The sequence below is a fragment of the Actinophytocola oryzae genome, assembly GCF_004364325.1.
In the GTDB taxonomy this organism is placed as follows: Bacteria; Actinomycetota; Actinomycetes; order Mycobacteriales; family Pseudonocardiaceae; genus Actinophytocola; species Actinophytocola oryzae.
The window spans coordinates 40,102-56,750 of the sequence record NZ_SOCP01000011.1 but is presented as its reverse complement, the minus strand read 5'-3'; the positions used below and the strand labels follow the sequence as shown (position 1 = coordinate 56,750).

At 70.7% G+C, this 16,649-nt stretch carries 17 protein-coding genes; 4 read left to right on the top strand and 13 right to left on the bottom strand.

Going from position 1 to position 16,649, the window contains the following annotated elements; translation table 11 throughout:
- Positions 1 to 38 precede the first annotated feature (38 nt).
- The gene (locus CLV71_RS27555) at positions 39 to 446 is read right to left on the bottom strand and encodes a MerR family transcriptional regulator (protein ID WP_133905772.1); all 408 of its coding nucleotides are present in this window, start codon (positions 444 to 446) and stop codon (positions 39 to 41) included.
- A gap of 126 nt (positions 447 to 572) precedes the next feature.
- On the opposite strand from CLV71_RS27555, the gene CLV71_RS27550 reads away from it, so the two are divergent.
- Positions 573 to 1,952, top strand: a complete 1,380-nt coding sequence (locus tag CLV71_RS27550; protein ID WP_133905771.1) for a dihydrolipoyl dehydrogenase family protein — start codon at positions 573 to 575, stop codon at positions 1,950 to 1,952.
- A gap of 102 nt (positions 1,953 to 2,054) precedes the next feature.
- Here the strand turns inward: CLV71_RS27550 and CLV71_RS27545 are convergent, their stop codons facing one another.
- Genes CLV71_RS27545 through CLV71_RS27520 form a run of 6 tightly spaced genes read right to left on the bottom strand, consistent with a single transcriptional unit; the run spans position 2,055 to position 7,641 of the window.
- Positions 2,055 to 3,131 (bottom strand): Gfo/Idh/MocA family protein, encoded by a 1,077-nt coding sequence (locus CLV71_RS27545; protein WP_133905770.1) that lies wholly within the window; start codon positions 3,129 to 3,131, stop codon positions 2,055 to 2,057.
- Entirely contained in the window at positions 3,116 to 3,757 is a 642-nt protein-coding gene (locus tag CLV71_RS27540) for a ThuA domain-containing protein (protein ID WP_208297783.1), read from the bottom strand. Before CLV71_RS27540 ends, CLV71_RS27545 begins: the two co-directional genes overlap by 16 nt.
- 6 nt (positions 3,758 to 3,763) lie before the next feature.
- Entirely contained in the window at positions 3,764 to 4,576 is an 813-nt protein-coding gene (locus tag CLV71_RS27535; protein ID WP_133905769.1) for an NAD-dependent epimerase/dehydratase family protein, read from the bottom strand.
- A 4-nt stretch (positions 4,577 to 4,580) separates the two neighbouring features.
- The gene (locus CLV71_RS27530) at positions 4,581 to 5,393 is read right to left on the bottom strand and encodes a carbohydrate ABC transporter permease (protein ID WP_208297782.1); all 813 of its coding nucleotides are present in this window, start codon (positions 5,391 to 5,393) and stop codon (positions 4,581 to 4,583) included.
- On the bottom strand, positions 5,390 to 6,307 hold the full coding sequence (locus CLV71_RS27525) for a carbohydrate ABC transporter permease (protein ID WP_133905768.1): 918 nt from the start codon (positions 6,305 to 6,307) through the stop codon (positions 5,390 to 5,392). The genes CLV71_RS27530 and CLV71_RS27525 overlap by 4 nt, the downstream gene beginning before the upstream one ends.
- Positions 6,295 to 7,641, bottom strand: a complete 1,347-nt coding sequence (locus CLV71_RS27520) for an ABC transporter substrate-binding protein (RefSeq protein ID WP_133905767.1) — start codon at positions 7,639 to 7,641, stop codon at positions 6,295 to 6,297. Before CLV71_RS27520 ends, CLV71_RS27525 begins: the two co-directional genes overlap by 13 nt.
- A gap of 110 nt (positions 7,642 to 7,751) precedes the next feature.
- Between CLV71_RS27520 and CLV71_RS27515 the strand changes: the two genes are divergently transcribed.
- Entirely contained in the window at positions 7,752 to 8,861 is a 1,110-nt protein-coding gene (locus tag CLV71_RS27515) for a LacI family DNA-binding transcriptional regulator (RefSeq protein ID WP_133905766.1), read from the top strand.
- Between the two features lie 83 nt (positions 8,862 to 8,944).
- Entirely contained in the window at positions 8,945 to 10,147 is a 1,203-nt protein-coding gene (locus tag CLV71_RS27510; protein ID WP_133905765.1) for a glycoside hydrolase family 99 protein, read from the top strand.
- An 87-nt stretch (positions 10,148 to 10,234) separates the two neighbouring features.
- Here CLV71_RS27510 and CLV71_RS27505 read toward each other — a convergent pair whose 3' ends face one another.
- A complete protein-coding gene (locus CLV71_RS27505) occupies positions 10,235 to 11,017 on the bottom strand; it encodes a metal-dependent hydrolase (protein WP_133905764.1) in 783 nt (260 codons plus the stop codon).
- 118 nt (positions 11,018 to 11,135) lie between these two features.
- On the opposite strand from CLV71_RS27505, the gene CLV71_RS27500 reads away from it, so the two are divergent.
- Positions 11,136 to 12,374 (top strand): pyroglutamyl-peptidase I, encoded by a 1,239-nt coding sequence (locus CLV71_RS27500; RefSeq protein ID WP_133905763.1) that lies wholly within the window; start codon positions 11,136 to 11,138, stop codon positions 12,372 to 12,374.
- Here the strand turns inward: CLV71_RS27500 and CLV71_RS27495 are convergent.
- The 5 genes from CLV71_RS27495 to CLV71_RS27475 all read right to left on the bottom strand — a co-directional run bounded on the left by CLV71_RS27495 (position 12,369) and on the right by CLV71_RS27475 (position 16,586).
- A complete protein-coding gene (locus CLV71_RS27495) occupies positions 12,369 to 12,938 on the bottom strand; it encodes a hypothetical protein (RefSeq protein WP_133905762.1) in 570 nt (189 codons plus the stop codon). The two genes, CLV71_RS27500 and CLV71_RS27495, sit on opposite strands and share 6 nt — an antisense overlap.
- Positions 12,935 to 13,840, bottom strand: a complete 906-nt coding sequence (locus CLV71_RS27490) for an LLM class F420-dependent oxidoreductase (protein WP_133905761.1) — start codon at positions 13,838 to 13,840, stop codon at positions 12,935 to 12,937. The genes CLV71_RS27495 and CLV71_RS27490 overlap by 4 nt, the downstream gene beginning before the upstream one ends.
- 19 nt (positions 13,841 to 13,859) lie before the next feature.
- Positions 13,860 to 14,120 (bottom strand): DUF3040 domain-containing protein, encoded by a 261-nt coding sequence (locus CLV71_RS27485; protein WP_133905760.1) that lies wholly within the window; start codon positions 14,118 to 14,120, stop codon positions 13,860 to 13,862.
- A gap of 133 nt (positions 14,121 to 14,253) precedes the next feature.
- On the bottom strand, positions 14,254 to 14,595 hold the full coding sequence (locus CLV71_RS27480) for an STAS domain-containing protein (RefSeq protein ID WP_133905759.1): 342 nt from the start codon (positions 14,593 to 14,595) through the stop codon (positions 14,254 to 14,256).
- Between the two features lie 20 nt (positions 14,596 to 14,615).
- Entirely contained in the window at positions 14,616 to 16,586 is a 1,971-nt protein-coding gene (locus CLV71_RS27475; protein WP_166664282.1) for a SpoIIE family protein phosphatase, read from the bottom strand.
- Positions 16,587 to 16,649: the final 63 nt, after the last annotated feature.

The following is a 16,649-nucleotide window of genomic DNA, read 5'->3' as shown; positions in this document are numbered from 1 at the left end:
CGGGGATCAGCAGCAGCCGGTGCCGCAGCAGTCGTCGGTCATGGGATCACCTCCTCTCCCGGTGCGCACCAGGACGTGCCGGGAGCCGGGTCCTGGCAGGGGCCGTCGGGGACCGAGGCCACCATGGCCGTCAGGTCGGTGCGCAGCGCGGCGAGGCGGGCCATCTCGGCGTCGATCTCCGCCAGCCGGTGGCGCAGGAGGTCCGCGGCCGGTTCGCAGGGGCACTCGCCGGTGTCGCGGACCGACAGCAGCTCGGCTATCTCCTTCAGGCGCAGCCCCAGCCGCTGACACCCCTGGATGAAGCGGAGGCGGTCCACCGCGGACGGAGGGAAGGTCCGGTAGCCGCCGGAGGTCCTCGGCGGCGGGGCCAGCAGGCCGCTGCGCTCGTAGTACCGCACCGTGTCGGGTGCCACCCCGGCCGCCGCGGCCAGTTCTGCCACACGCATGTCCCGACGGTAAACCTTGGACCGGACTCCAGGGTCAAGGCCGCCTGGCGTGCCGACTAGCCGGACGGGTACCCCATACGGCATCGTCAACCGCGCAGAACAACTCGCCGCTGGGAGTGATCGTTGATGCCGGGTACCGAGGTCGATGTCGTCGTGGTGGGTATGGGCCCCGGTGGGGAGGACGTCGGTGCCAGGCTCGCGCGTGCCGGGCTGGACGTCGTGGGCGTCGACGGGCGGCTGGTCGGCGGCGAGTGCCCGTACTACGCCTGCGTGCCGACCAAGGCGATGATCCGCGCCACCGACGCCCTCCAGGAGGCCAGGCGGGTGCCGCGGCTGGCGGGCGAGGTCAGCGTCACCCCGGACTGGGCGATCGTCGCGGCCCGCATCCGCGAGGAGATCACCGCCAACTGGGACGACCAGGCCGCCGTCGACCGGTTCGAGGACGCGGGTGGGAAGTTCGTGCGCGGCTGGGGCAGGCTCACCGCACCGCGCGAGGTCACCGTCAAGCGGCCGGACGGGTCCGAAGAGGTCTTCACCGCGCGGCGCGGCGTCGTGCTCAACACCGGCACCGATCCGGCCGTGCCGCCCGTGCAGGGCCTCGCCGAGACGCCCTACTGGACCAACCGCGACGTCGTCGCCGTCGAGGAGGTGCCCGGCTCGCTGGTGGTCCTCGGTGGCGGGCCCGTCGGGTGCGAGCTGGCGCAGGTGTTCTCCCGGTTCGGTGCCACGGTCACGATCGTCCAGCACGCCGAGCGGCTCGTGCCCGCCGACGAGCCGGAGGCCGGCGACGTGCTCGCCGAGGCGCTCCAGGCCGAGGGGATCACCGTGCGGACCGGGCTGGGTGCCGCCCTCGTCAGCTACGAGACCGGCCAGTTCAACGTCAAGCTCGACAACGGCGAGGTCGTCGTCGCCGACCGGATGCTCGTCGCCGCGGGCAGGCGCACGGACATGAAGGCACTCGGCGTCGGCACGGTCGGCCTCGACGAGACCGCCCGCGGCGTGACCGTCGACGAGCGGATGCGTGCCGCCGACGGCCTGTGGGCGATCGGCGACATCACCGGCCACGGCGCGTTCACCCACATGTCGATGTACCAGGCACGGATCGCCGCAGCCGACATCCTCGGCGAGGAGGACGCGGAGACCGCCGACTACCGCGCGACCCCGCGTGTCACGTTCACCGACCCGGAGGTCGGCTCGGTCGGGCTGTCGGAGGCCGCGGCCCGCGCCAAGGGCCTCAACGTGCGGACGGGGATCTCGCAGCTGTCCGACTCGACGCGTGGGTTCATCCACAAGGTCGGCAACGCCGGGTTCATCAAGGTGGTCGAGGACGCCGACCGCGGCGTGCTCGTCGGCGCGACGTCCGTCGGACCGAACGGTGGCGAGGTGCTCGGTGCGCTCGTGGTCGCGGTGCACGCGGAGGTGCCGACCACGCTGCTGCGGCAGATGATCTACGCCTACCCCACGTTCCACCGCGCGATCGAGTCCGCCCTGGCCGCGCTGGCCTAGTGCACTGAAGGACGCCTTCCTGACGCCCAGCGTTACGAAGGCTCCCTTCAGTACTCCCAGCGTTACGAAGGACGCCTTCAGTGCGTTCGGCGTTCGGGGTGGTCAGGCGACGGGCGCCGGGCGCTCCGCCGTGCTCGCGATGTCCTGGGTCGTGCCTTCCTCGGCGGCGCGCAGCAGCGACTCCATGACGTCGAGCACGTGGTAGGCCAGTGCGCCACTGGCCCGGTGGTCCGTGCCGTCCGCCAGGGACTCGGCCAGGTCGGCGAGGCCGATGCCCCGGCCCGCGTTGCGGTGGCCCGCTGACGGGGCGACCGCCGTCCAGCCCGCCGAGTCGGGGCGGCCCGCGGCCTCGGGGGTGAACACGTGCACCTCGCCCGAGAAGTTGTTCGGGTCGGGCACCGACAGCGAGCCGGCCGTGCCGTACACCTCGATGCGCGGCAGGTTCGCCTCCCACACGTCGAAGCTCATCATCAGTGTGGTCAGCGCGCCGCTCGCGTGTTCGAGCGTGCCCGCCACGTGCGTCGGCGTGCTCACCGGGAACGCCGTGCCCGCGCGCGGGCCCCGGCCGATCACGCGCTCGGCCCTCGGCGTCGAGGTCAGGCCCGTGACGCGCCGGACCGGGCCGAGGAGCGTGATCAGCGCGGTCAGGTAGTACGGGCCCATGTCGAACAGCGGGCCGCCGCCCGGCCGGTAGTAGAACTCCGGCGTCGGGTGCCAGCGTTCGTGGCCAGGTGTCACCATGAACGCCGTCGCGGCGACCGGGGTGCCGATCACGCCCTCGTCGACGCAGCGCCGCGCGGTCTGGATGCCGGTGCCCAGCACGGTGTCCGGCGCGCAGCCGACCCGCACGCCCGCCGCCGAAGCCGCGGCGAGCACCGACTGTCCTTCCACAGTGGACAGTGCGAGTGGTTTCTCGCCGTACACGTGCTTTCCGGCCTCGATCGCGGCCAGCGCCACCTCGGCGTGTGCCTGTGGGACGGTCAGGTTCAGCACCACGTCCACGTCGTCCGCCGCGTACAGTGCCTCCGGCGACATCATCCGCACGCCGGGCACCTCGCGTGTCGGGTCCAGGTCCGCCGCCGCGACCAGCGCGACCCCCGGCAGGCGCGGCAGTGTCTCCAGGTACTGGCCGCTGATGTTGCCGATCCCGACCAGCCCGACCCTCAGCGCGTCGCCCACAGCAGACCTCTCCTGATCATCTCGTCCACCGCGGGCAGCTCGAGGTCGGCCATGCGGTGGCCGATGGTCGTCACGAACACCCGGCCCGCGCCGTGCCTGCGCACCCACGTCACCGGCATGGTCGGCGTGCCGATCTCGGGCCGGTCGGGGTCGGGGAGGAAGTCCGTGGTCGCCAGCACCTCGATGCCGGGGTCCGCGTGCATGTAGTACTGCTCGCTGTGGACCTCGAACGTGCCGAGCCCGGCGACGACCGGGTGGTCGCCGACGGTCGTCACCGGGTAGTGCTGGAACTCCTTGTGGTGGTGGATGAACTGGCCACCGGTCAGCAGGTGGTACTCCGGCTGGTCGCGGAACGCGTCCACGATGCCGCCGTGCCAGCCCGCGAACCCGGTGCCCGCACGCACTGCCGCGCGCAGGCCGTCGAGCTGCGGTCTGGTGATGCTGCCCATCGTCCAGCACTGGACGACCAGGTCAAGCCCGGAGAGGTCGTCGAGGTAGGCATCCAGTGTGTCCGAAGTGGACACTTCGAAACTTTCGCTCGCCAGGAACCGTGCGTACCTGTCCGTCGTCGCGACCGGGTCGTGGCCTTCCCAGCCGCCACGCACCAGAAGTGCGTGCTTCGCCACGCGTTGTCACCGCCAACCGCGTTCTGGTCGGAAACCGAGCAGGTCGTAGGCCCGGTCGACCGCGAACACCGTGTCGAAGCCGGCGGGCTCACGTTCGATCATGCTGTCCGGATGGTAGCGGCGCAACAGGTTTGCGGTGTGTTCTCGCGAGGTGGTGTCCGGTGCGGCGACGGTGAGCGCGACCGGACCGGACAGCTCGGCGGTGAGCGCGGCGGCGATCGCACGCGCCGCGTCGGCCGTGTGCAGCCACGCCCACAGCCCCGAACGGTCGACGCCCGGGTCGTCGTGGATCGGCCCGAGATGGCGGGCAAGGCGCTCACCAGCGCCGATGAACGGGAACCGCAGGCTGACCACGGTCATGTCGTACCGGCGGGACGCCGTCGACGCGACCAGCTCGCCGACCTGTTTGGACAGACCGTAGACGTCGTCGCCGACGTAGGGGTGGTCGTCGGTCACCGGCACCCGCAGCGGTGACACCCCTCGGGTCGACCACGCGAAGCCGAACGCCGACGCGCTGGAGATGTTGACCACGCGGGAGATCCCGGCCTCGCCCGCGAGTGTCAGCACGTGGTAGGTCGACTCCACGTTGTTGCCGAAAGTCTCGTGCGGGGGATGGCTGACCGGCTCCGGGATCGCGGCGGCGTGCACGACCGAGTCCATCCCGTCGAGCGCCGCCGCCGCGACGGACGCGTCACGCAGGTCGCCACGCACGTCGCCACGGTCCCGGTCGTGTGCCCGCACGTCGTGGCCGAGCCCGCGCAGGTGGGCGACGACCTCGGTGCCCAGCGTGCCGTTCGCCCCGGTCACCAGGACCTTCATTCACTCAACCCTTCACCGCGCCCACGAGCCCGTTGACGAAATACCGTTGCAGCAGAACGAACAGCACGACCACCGGCAGCACGATGATCAGCGACGCGGCCATGATCACGTTGTACTCGGGGGAGGTCATCGCGGTCAGGCTCTGCAGGCCGAGCGGCAGCGTGTAGGTGTCCGGGTCGTTCAGCGACACCCGGCTCAGCACGTACTCGTTCCACGTCGGCACCGCGGTCAGCACCGCGATCGTGATCAGCGCCGGCTTGCACACCGGCAGGTAGATCGAGAAGAACGTGCGCAGCTCACCCGCGCCGTCGCAGCGCGCGGACTCCCGCAGCGACGCGGGCACCGAGCGGAACGCCCCCGTCAGCAACAGGATCGCGAGCGGCGCGGTGCCGTTGACGAACGGCGCCACGATGCCAAGGCGCGTGCCGAGCAGGCCCAGCTCGCGTTGCAGCAGCACGACCGGCAGCAGCACGGTGATGCCCGGCACGAACAGCAACGCGATGAACCCGCCGTAGATCGCCTTGCGGCCGGGGAAGGTCAGCACCGCGAACGCGTACGCGGCGAGCGAGTACACCACGAGCACCCCGAGCACGGTGGCCGCCGTGACGAGCACGCTGTTCAGGAAGTACCGGGGGAAGTCCAGCTCGGTCCACGTCGTCGAGAACGTGTCGAGCGTGGGGTGGTCCGGCACCAGGCTGGTGTCCGCGAACACGTCGCGGCGGTCCTTGAACGCGCCGGAGATCATCCACGCGAACGGGTAGAGGCTGATGACCGCGTACAGGCCGAGCAGCAGGTACGCGCCGACGCGGGCCTTCACGTCCGGCTCCGCAGCACGCGCAGGTTCACCGCGGCCAGCAGCAACGCGACCACGAACAGCACCCAGCCGAGCGCACTGGCGAGGCCGAGCGTCGGCCGGAGGTCGGAGAAGAACGCCCACTTGTAAGCCTGCAGCCCCAGCACGTTCGTCGTGCCGCCGGGGCCGCCGCCCGTCATGAGCAGGAAGATCTGGAAGCCCTGCAGGGCATCCCGCAACCCGAGCAGGACCACCGCGGCCGTGGTCGGGCGCAGCAGCGGCCAGAGGACCGAGGTCGTCACCCGCCAGTTGCTCGCACCGTCCACGGTGGCCGCGTCGATGACGTTCGGGTCGATGGCCTGCAAAGCCGCGAGGTAGAGCAGGATCGCGACCGGGATCGACGACCACGCCATGACGGCGACGAGCGTCGGCAGCGCGGTCGACGGGTTGCCGAGGAAACCCTGCGGCTGCTGGAGAGAGCCGAGGCCGAGCGCGCCCAGGACGGTGTTGAGCGAGCCCGCCGGCGCGAGGACGTAGGACCACGCGAAGAACACCGCGACCCCGGTCGTCACGTACGGCAGGAAGAACACCGTGCGCAGGGTGGTCCGCAGCAGCCGGATCCGGTTGAGCGCCAACGCGATCGGCAGCCCGACCACCACCGACAGCACCGGCATGCCGATCATCACGAGCAGCGTGCCCCGCGCCGCGTCGTGCACGATCGGGGCCAGTGCCGCGTCCCGGTAGAGGATGTCGAGGTAGTTGTCGACCCCGACCCACAGCCAGTCCCTGGTGAAGCCGTTCCACCGCGCGAAGGACAGCAGTAGACCGTAACCCACCGTGTAGGCGCCCATCAGCCCGAACAGTGCCGCCGCGGGCAGCACGAACGCGTAGCCGGTGAGCGCCTCACGGAGCCGCTGGCGCCTGACTATCCCTGCCATGAGGTGGCCACGATCGACCCCAGCTCACTGTTGGTCTTCGCGATATCCGCCTGGCCGAGCGGGGACATGCGGACCAACGTCTCGCCAGCCGTGGTGTCCACATAGGCCGGTGCGAAGAACGACACGTCCGCCGGGTCGTACGCCCCGTCGTCCGCGCTGCCGAAGACCCCTGTCATGGCACCGAGGTCCGGGCCGAGCGTGTCCGAGTCGAGTTCCACACCAGGCAGGTCGAGCGACGCCTGCGCGAACTTCGCCGCCTGGTCGGTCTTCGTCAGGAACTTCAGCCACTTCAACGCGGACTCGTTCTTGCTCGTCTGACCGGAGATCGCGAGACCGGTCAGCGCGAGCGGCGCGAGGCCCAGCTCACTGGACTCGCCGCCCTCCGCGGGCGGGACACCGAAGTACACGACCTCGTTCGGGTCCATGCCGCCCTGCTTGATCGCGGCGAGGGTGAACGTGCCGCCGAGGTCGAACGCCGCCTTGCCCTCGGCGAACGCGCGGTCGGCGTCGTCGATGGACAGCGTCTGGGTGCCCGGCATCCAGTACGGCGTCAGCTGGTTGTACAGGTCCAGCACCTTCTGGCCGTTCTGGCTGCCCCACGCCTTCGACTTGTCGTCGGAGAAAAGTGCCTGGTAGCCGTCCTTGCCGAGGTAGCCGTAGGCGAGCGGCTCCAGCAGCCAGTTGAAGCCGGTGGTCGGGGACTTCAGCCCGACGGTCAGGCCGCCGTTCTGGGCGTCCTTCGCATGGGTGGCCTGGAGCCACGAGATGAACTCGCCCCAGGTCTTCGGCGTCTTGGTCGGGTCGAGCCCGGCGGCGGTGAGCACGCTCTTGTTGGCGTAGATGACGCCGAACGTGCCGATCGTGAACGGCACCGAGAACCGCTGCCCGGTCTTGATGCCCGCGTCCGGTGCCTCCGGCTTGAGCGAGCGCTGGTAGCGGGCCTCGTCGACCTTGCCGGAGTCCGCGACACCCGCGACGAACTGGCCACGCCAGGCATCGTCCACATCGGAGTCGAAGTCGGCGAGGATGCCGGAGCCGCCGAGCACGAAGTCCTCGCCTGCCGCGTGGACCTCGAAGACGTCGGCGAGGTCGCTGCTCTGCGCGGAGGTCTGCAGCTTGCTCTTGAACACGTCGTCCGGGGTGTACGCCGTGATGTTGACGGTGATGCCGGTCTCCGCCTCGAACTCGGCGGCGGCGGCCTTGAGCGGTTCGACGTGGGCCTGCTTGAAGGTCCACATCTCCAGGGTGTTGGTGTCGCCGGCGTTGTCGTCACTGCCACAGGCCGTGGCGAGCAGGGCGGTGGCGGCAAGCGCGGCGAGAAGTCGGGTACGCACAGGGGTCCTCCAACCTCAGTGTCGGAGTGAAGGGTGGAGCAGACCATATGAGCGGGCCTTTAACATGTCAATGGTTCAATTCCGGGCCTTAACATGTTAAAGTCGTCGGCATGGGCGATGGCGCGCAACCCCTGTACGAGCAGGTCAAGCGGGCGTTGCTGGCCGACATCGCGGCGGGCCGCTTCTCACCGGGCCGCCCGTTCATCACGCAGCGGGAGATCTGCGAGCGCTTCGAGGTCAGCCACGCGACGGCCGTCCGCGCGCTGAACGACCTCGCCGCCGAGGGACACCTCGTGCGCAGACGCGGCCAGGGCACGTTCGTGGCCGAGAAGGACGCGCCGAAGCGCACCGACCGGAACATCGCGTGCGTGCTCCAGCACTACGGCCCACACGTGTCCCAGGTGCTCGCCGGCGTCGAGGCGGCCTGCGCGGAGTTCGGCGACCGCCTGTTCCTGCGCCACTGTGAAGGCGACCTGGCACGAGAAGAACAGGCGCTGCTGCAGGCACTGGACCAGGGCGTCGACGGGATCATCATCTACCCGGCCGACGGCTCGGCGTCGGGCAGGGCCTACGAGGAGGTGCGCAGGCGCGGCGTGCCGCTCGTCATGGTGGACCGCTACCGCCCGGACCTGGCGTGCGACGCGGTGCTGGCGGACAACTTCGCCGCGGGGGAGCAGCTCACCGACGAGCTGATCGCCGCGGGTCACACGGTGATCGCCACGCTGTGGGACGAGGTCGACGTGACCAGTGTCCACGACCGGCTGTCCGGACACGTACACTCCCTGCGGCAGCACGGTATTCCCGTCCGACCGGACCTGACCGTGCTGCGCAGGTACCGGGCGGCACCGCCGGAGGAGCGGCAGGCGTGGCTGGCCCGCCTGTTCGAGGGCCCGCACCCGGCGACGGTCTTCCTGTGCGCCAACGGATACGTGCTCGCCGACGCGGCACAGGACCTGATCGCGCTGGGGTACGAGATCCCCGGCGACGTGGACCTGGCCGGCATGGACGACGCGGGCCCGTTCGATGTGCTTCCCATCACCGCGGCGGCGGTCGTGCTGCCGTCACGGGAGATGGGGGACAAGGCGATGCGACTGCTGCACGACCGCATCACGGGTTCGGGTGAGGGCCCCGAACAGGTGGTGCTGCCGATCACTGTCCGAACGAGACAGTCGGCGGCCGCGCACCTCCGCGTCGTGGGCGCGCCACGCGAGCCCGCGTAGTTTCTGTTCCACCGCAAGAGATCCCCTGCACATGGTCTACAAGGGAGTAGATGATGGAAATCTCTCGGCGCTCACTGATCGGAATGGCGGCCGCCGCAGCCGTCGCGGGCACGGCCGCCACGACCGCCGTGCCGAGGCCGCTGGCGTCACCACCCGGCGACGTGGTCGGCAAGATCACGGTCGGCTACCAGGGCTGGTTCGCCGCGATCGGCGACGGCTCGCCACTCAACGGCTGGTGGCACTGGAGCAACAACTGGGGCCAGCCGCCGTCGTCGTCGAACAAGGCGATCATCTCCTGGCCCGACGTCCGCGAGTACACACGGGTGTACCGCTCGGCGTTCAACAACCTGAACAACGGCCAGCCTGCGAACCTGTACTCGAACTACGACCAGCAGACCGTGGACACGCACTTCAAGTGGATGCAGCAGTACAACTGCGACACCGCGGCACTGCAACGGTTCAACCCGACCGGCGGCGAGGGCCCGATCCGCGACGCGGTGACCGCGAAGGTACGCGCGGCGGCGGAGAAGTACTCGCGCAAGTTCTACATCATGTACGACGTCACGAACTGGACGAACATGCAGTCCGAGATCAAGGCGGACTGGACGAACAAGATGAGGGCGTACACGTCCTCGTCGGCGTACGCCAGGCAGAACGGCAAGCCGGTAGTGGGCATCTGGGGCTTCGGCTTCAACGACGGCGGCCGCCCGTTCACCCCGTCCCAGTGCCAGGACGTGATCAACTGGTTCAAGGGCCAGGGCGTCTACCTGATGGGCGGCGTGCCGACGTGGTGGCGCACGGAGACAGGTGACTCGAGGACCGGCTTCGCGAGCGTGTACCGCTCGTTCAACATGCTGTCGCCGTGGATGGTGGGCCGCATCGGCTCACCAGCCGACTCGGACAACTTCTACAACGTGGCGAACGCCCCGGACCAGGCCGAGTGCAACGCACGAGGCATCGACTACCAGCCATGCGTGCTGCCGGGTGACATGTCACAACGCCACCGCCGCCACGGCGACTTCATGTGGCGCCAGTTCTACAACATGGTCCGCGTAGGCGCACAGGGCATCTACATCTCGATGTTCGACGAGTTCAACGAGGGCAACCAGATCGCGAAGACCGCGGAGAACGCCGGCATGGTCCCGTCGGGCTCCGGCTTCTGGGCACTGGACGAGGACGGCACCCCGTGCTCGTCGGACTACTACCTGCGCCTGACCGGCGACGGTGGCCGGATGCTGAAGCGCCAGATCGCGCTGACGCCGAACCGCCCAACACCAACCGTGTAGGGACAGGGCCGCAAACGCACTGAAGGACGCCTTCCTGACGCTGGGCGTCAGGAAGGCGTCCTTCAGTGCACGGGAAGAGGCAGCCGGTTACTGCGCGGCCGAAGCAGGCGGAGTGAACATCCGGGTCACGAAGTCGACCCCGAAGTCCCAGGCCCCGGGAATCAGCAGCACACCGAGAACGACGAACAAGGGAAAGATCACCAGCCGCTCGACCCGCTTACCCGTACGCAGCCGCAAAGCCTTGGGCGGCCGCAACTCGTACCAGGTCTCACCGGCGATGGGCACGGGGAACAGGAACGGACACCCAGCCTCGGTGATCGCATCCCCGAGACAGTGCGTGAAACACCCGACCGCCACGGCGAACCCCATGATCCCGGACATGTGCCCGAGCGCGGCCAACGGATCGGGCCCAGCCTCGCGCAGCCACCACACCACCCCGGCCGCGGTCACGATCAGCATCCAGTCGCCGAGCGCGTCCTCAGCTAGCAGCAACCCCAGCACCGCGACCGCCGCGACGGCATACGGACCACCAGCCTCCGTGCCGGCACTGGCGGCGAACCCCAGCCCGACGGCGAACAGAACGGTGTGCGACAGGTGCCGGTGCGTGCCGCGCTTGCGCTCGTCGCGGGGCCCCTTCGTGACCTGGTACAACCCGGCCGACGCGTGCCGCAACAGCCACGACAACACCCGGGAGAACGGCCCGAGCAGCTTGGACGCACGGGCGTGCGGGTGGTCGAGGTCGGGCAGCAGCGCGAACCCGGACGTCGTGACGGCGAACAGCACGGTCTGCTCGATCGTCGTGATGCCAACGAACTTCGCGACCCCGAGACCCGCGCACCACCCGGTGAGCGCGTGCGTGCGGCCCATCATCGGTCGCAGACCCCCCCATTGCGTAGATCGAAGATCAATTATGGGGTGTGAACGACTGGGAACCGTGGCGGCGCGCCGGGAACTTGCCGGGTGTTCCGGGGCTCGCCAGGATGGCCGGATGAGAGCCCGCACCCTGCTCGCGGCCGCCGCGTTCGGACTGGCCGGCATGCTCGTGCCGACCGTGACCGCCTCCGCCGCCCCCACCTGCGCCGATCCCTCGGCGCCACTGACCGTCGAGGAACAGCGGCTGGCACAGCCCAAGACAGCCGAAGTGTTGCAGCGCAGTGGTTTTGACCGGTTCGCGCAGGTCTTCACCCCCGCGCTGTGCGCCTACCCCAACGCCCACGTCGCGGAGGTGGCGATCAGGGCGCAGGGCCGCGCACTGTGGGAGGCCGCGGTCGCCCGTGCGCAGGGCCGCCTGCCCGCGGGCACACTGCCGGTCACCGACGACCGCCCGCTCTACTGGGCACGCCTGCAGCTCACGAAGGCGTTGCGGCAGTGGGCTCCCCGCTTCGAGCTGACCCCGGAAGCCCGCACCGGACTGGTCGACGCGCTGGAGCGGTCCTCCCGAGGCCAGGACTCGATCGCCTACCCGGGCCGGGCGCTGCGGATCCTGGTGAGCGGCTTCGACCCCTTCCAGCTGGACCAGGACATCCGCCGCAGCAACCCGTCCGGCGCCACGGCCCTCGCACTGGACGGCACGGTCATCGACACGCCCGCCGGCCGGGCACGCATCGAGACCGCGGTGTTCCCGGTCCTGTGGGACCCGTTCGCGGCCGGGGTGGTGGAGCGGACGTTCGCGCCGGTGCTCGGCCGCGTCGACATGTTCACGACGATCAGCCAGGGCCGCGTCGGCCGGTTCGACGTCGAGCGCTACAACGGCCGCTGGCGCGGTGGCTTCCCGGACAACGACAACATCTCGCGCACGGGTGTCGCCCCGATCCCGCCGGGCGTGCCGACCGTGACACCCGCACCCGAGTTCGTCCCGACCACGTTGCCGTACGCGGCGATCGTGGCCGCCCCGACCGGCCGGTTCCCGGTCTTCGACAACACGTCCGTCACCGAGATCCCGGCGGGCCAGACGGCACCGGTGGTGTCACCGACCGGCCCGACCCCCGGCTCGGTGGCCAGGGCGGGCGGCGGCGGTGACTACCTGTCGAACGAGATCGCCTACCGGGCCACACTGTTGCGGGACGCGCTGGGCCTGCACATCCCCGGTGGCCACCTGCACACGCCGGTGCTGCAGTTCGACCCGGCCAACACGACCGAGCTGACCGACCCGACCTTCGCGACCAACCAGCTCGACATCGTCAACCAGGTGCGTGCCGTCCTCACCGTGGCCGCGGGCACGCTATAACCGCGGCCGCAGGTAGGGAATGAGGTAGCGCAACGTCTGCGCGGCGTTCCGGTCCGCGGCGTCCCCGGCGACGCCGCGGATCACCGCCCACGCAAGGGGGTTCCCGCGCCGGGTGGTGGCCCGCGAGCAGAACCGGGGCACCTCCCCGTCGCCGGTCAGCCCACGGAACACCCGGAACGCCGTGCCGCCGCCGTAGCCCGGCAGGGACGCGGGCTCGCCGGACGCGGCGAAGAACGTCCCGACGGCGCCCTCGACCGGCTCGCGCCCACTGGTGACCACGACGTCGTTCGCCGCGACGGGATGCTCGTGCCCGCCGCCGACGAGCACCACGACGGCCGGGTCGTACCGCGCGCACAGCCCGGCGAGCGCGTTGCTCACCCCGTTCGGCCCGGCGGGCGGCGACACCACGAGGTAGGTGACCCCGCCGGGCACCGCCATCCGCCCGGTGTGGAACCGGCGCTTGTCGGGGATCCTGAGCACGTCGAGCACGGTGCGTGTCTCCTGTGCGAGGACGCTGACGATGCCGACGTGCCAGCCGTCCCCGACCGCCGCCGGCATCCTCACGAGAGCTGCGACCGAACCTCCGACGCGATCAGCTCGACGTGGTCGAGGTCGGTCATGTCCATCAGCTGCAGGTACAGGCGGGTGGCGCCTGCCTCGCCGAACCGGGAGAGCTTGTCCACCACCTCGGCTGGGGAGCCCGCGGCCCCGTTGGCCTTCAGCTCCTCGACGTCACGCCCGATGGCCTTCGCGCGGCGGGCGACCTCGGCGTCGTCCCTGCCGACACACATCGTCACGGCGGCGGAGCAGGTGAGCTTCCGGGTGCCTGCCGCGGCGCGGACGCGGCCGAACTGGGCGGCCGTGTCCTCGACCGAGCGGAACGGCACGTTGAACTCGTCGGCGTAGGCGGCCGCGATGGCAGGCGTGCGTGTCGGGCCGCTGCCGCCGACGATGATCGGGACGGTCTCCTGCACGGGTTTCGGCAGTGCCGGACAGTCCTTCAGCTGGTAGTACCTGCCGTTGAAGTCGAACGTCGAGCCCGAGGGCGTGGCGAACAGGCCCGTCACGATCGCGAGCTGCTCCTCGAGCCTGCCCAGCCGCGCGGACGGGAACGGGATGCCGTACGCGCGGTGCTCCGCCTCGAACCAGCCGCCGCCGAGGCCCAGCTCGACGCGGCCGCCCGACATCTGGTCCACCTGCGCCACCTGGATCGCGAGCACACCGGGCAGCCGGAACGTCGCGGCCGTGACCATCGTGCCGAGCCGGATGGTCGAGGTCTCGCGGGCGAGGCCTGCCAGGGTGAGCCACGCGTCCGTCGGGCCGGGCATGCCGTCGCCCGACATCGCCAGGTAGTGGTCGGAGCGGAAGTAGCCGGAGAACCCGAGGGCCTCGGCCGCCCTGGCCAGGGTCAGCTGCGTGTCGTAGGACGCACCCTGCTGTGGCTCGGTCATGATGCGGAGATCCATGACCGCCATTCTGCGTGGCCTACCTGCGTGCCGCCAGGTGCAGACAGGCTCCCGCGCCGAGCACGAGGATGCCCAGCACCATGAAGGACGCGATCGCCGCGACCAGCCCGAACAGGAAGAGCAGGCCACCGGTCACGTCGACGGCCACCCGGCCGATCCTGCGGTGCTTGCGCCGTTCCGGCGCCTCGTGGTCGCGCAACATCTGGGTGAGGCGTGGGTCGGACGCCTCGAACCACTCCTGGATCGCTCTGAGCTGCCGGTCCTCGTCATGACTGAGCATTGCGGACTCCCGCGCGCGTCACGTGGTGAGCCCCACCGCCCACCTTGTTCCCCTCGGATTACCCAATAGTGGGAGGTGAAACACGGATGAGCAACGTTTCGTCACAGGCACGCTACAGGCGCTCAGCGAACAGTCAGGTATGCCGCAAGGCTTGCTCCACCGAGTCGTACATGGCGAAGAACTCCGTCGTCTTCGTGAGCTCCATCGTGCGGCGGACCCGGCGGCCCGCCACGAGCAGCAGGCGGGTACCCCGGTCCTCGGCCAGTGTCATGGCCCGCATGATCGCGGCGAGGCCGACCGACCCGAAGAAGGTCACCTCGGACAGGTCGATCACGAGGGTGGGCGCGGCCGCGACGTGCTCGGCGACGGCGGTCTCCAGACCCGTCACCGTCACCAGGTCGATCTCTCCCAGCACCGACAGCAACACGCAGTTCGGTCCCGGCCGCTCGGTCCGCAGCTGGACTGGGTTGGACACGGGGCAAAAGCCTAATTCAGCTACCGGGTCGCGCGCGCGGCGGGGACCTGGACGGCGACTATCGCGATGTCGTCGCGGTGGGGCTCGGCCGAGAAGTCCTCGACCGCCATCCGCACGGCCGTGATCAGCCCGTCGGCGGTGCGGTTGCCCGCCCTGCGCAACGCCTTCGCGAGCCTGCCCTGCCCGAACAGCTCGGCGCCGCGCCGGTGCTCGGTGACGCCGTCGGTGAAGAACACCAGCGTGTCGCCCGCGAGCAGCACGTGCCTGGTCGGGTGCACCGCGAACCTGCGCACCAGACCGACCGCGCTGCCGTGCCTGCCGAGGTAGGACACGTTGCCGTCGGCGTAGACGAGCGCCGGCTGCTCGTGCCCGGCCAGCACCAGCTCCACCTCGACGGACGGGGGGTCGGTCTGCTGCCTGGTGATCATCGCCAGCGCGACGGTCGCGAACTGCGACGGGTCGCCCGCCTCCAGCATCATCTCGTTGAGCAGCTCGAACGTCCGCTGCAGCGGCTGGCCGTCGCGCAGGAGGACACGCAGCACGTCCCGCACGAGTCCGGTGCGGGCCGCCGCGCGGGGGCCCTTGCCGCACACGTCGCCCACCACGGCGAACCAGCGGTCGGCACCGAGGGTGAGCACGTCGTAGAAGTCGCCGCCGACGTCGGCCCCCGTGCTCTCCGGCAGGTACGCCGCCGCGAACTCCACCCCGTCGGCCTTGGGCATCGCGCGGGGGAGCAGCGCGTGCTGCAGTGCCTGCGAGGTCGCCACGTGCGCGCTGTCGCGCTGGGCGTTGTCGACGGCCTGCGCGGCCCGGCGCGCCAGCTCGGTGACGATCAGCAGCTCCTCGGGCCGGTGCGACCGCTCGCCGGGCCGTCCGACGCTGATCGTGCCGATGGCGCGGCCGCCGACCCGCAGCGGCATCGCGACCCCGTCGAACGGCGTGCCGAGTGCCGCGGCGTCGGCGCCGTCGTCGAGCAGCACACACAGCGCGCCGTCCGGCTCGGCGAGCGGCGCCAGCTCGGCACGCAGGTCGGCCAGCAGGTCCTCGTCCACGTGCGTCATCGCCTCCAGCCCGAGCCGCCCGCGCGGGTCGAGCAGGTGCAGCGCGCACCAGCGGCCAAGCCGGGGCACCAGCACCTGCGGCACGATCGCGGCGGTGAGGCGCACGTCGAGGGAGTTGGAGAACATCTCCGTGGCCTCGGCGAGGTAGGTCATCCACATCCAGCGCTCGCGGTCGGCGTTGTGCTGGGTGTCCGCCTCGACGGCCAGCGCGATCCGCAGCGCGGTCAGCTCGGCCAGCTCGGCGGCGGCAGGCGTGGCGAGCGACTCGTCGCCGTGCACGACCACCCGCCCGGCCCTGGGCGGGGTGAGCGGCAGCGGCACGACGACCTCCGCGTGCTTCGTGCGGTCGCCGCAGCCCGCCAGCTCCTCGGTGCCGGTCTCCGTGTCGAGCAGGACCGCGACGCCCGCCGCGCCGAGGACGTCGCCGAGGCGGCGGGTCAGCTCGGTCAGCACGACCGGCAGCGGCGTGTCGTCGGCCAGCGGCAGGTGCGCCAGCCAGCGGGTCCGCTCCGGATCGGGCCACGACGTCGGCGCCTCGACGGTGCGGGCGGGCGGGTCGGGCTCGACGGTGCCGAGCGTGAACCACACGTGGTGGCCCCTGCGGTCGTGTCGGCTGCCCCACGCGTCGGCCACGCCGTCGACGAGGGTCAGGCCACGTCCGCCCGGCTGGACGGCCCTGCGCAGCTCCATCGGCGAGGGGCCCTGGTCGGTGACGGTGATCGTCACCGCGCCGCCGTCCAGCACGACCAGCTCGATCGTGAAGCCGGTGCCGCCGTGCAGCACGGCGTTCTCGCAGAGTTCGCTGGCCAGCAGCACCGCGTCGTCGGCGACGTCGTCGCGTCTCGCCCTGGCGAGCGTCGCACGGACGAACCGGCGAGCCGCACTGGGCGCACCGGCGTCTCCTGGGAACTGGGCTCGTCGCGAGAACACGCCCCGAGTGTGCCTGGTATCGGAGCGTGCGCGCCCGCGCACCGTGTCAACCAGCACACGCGC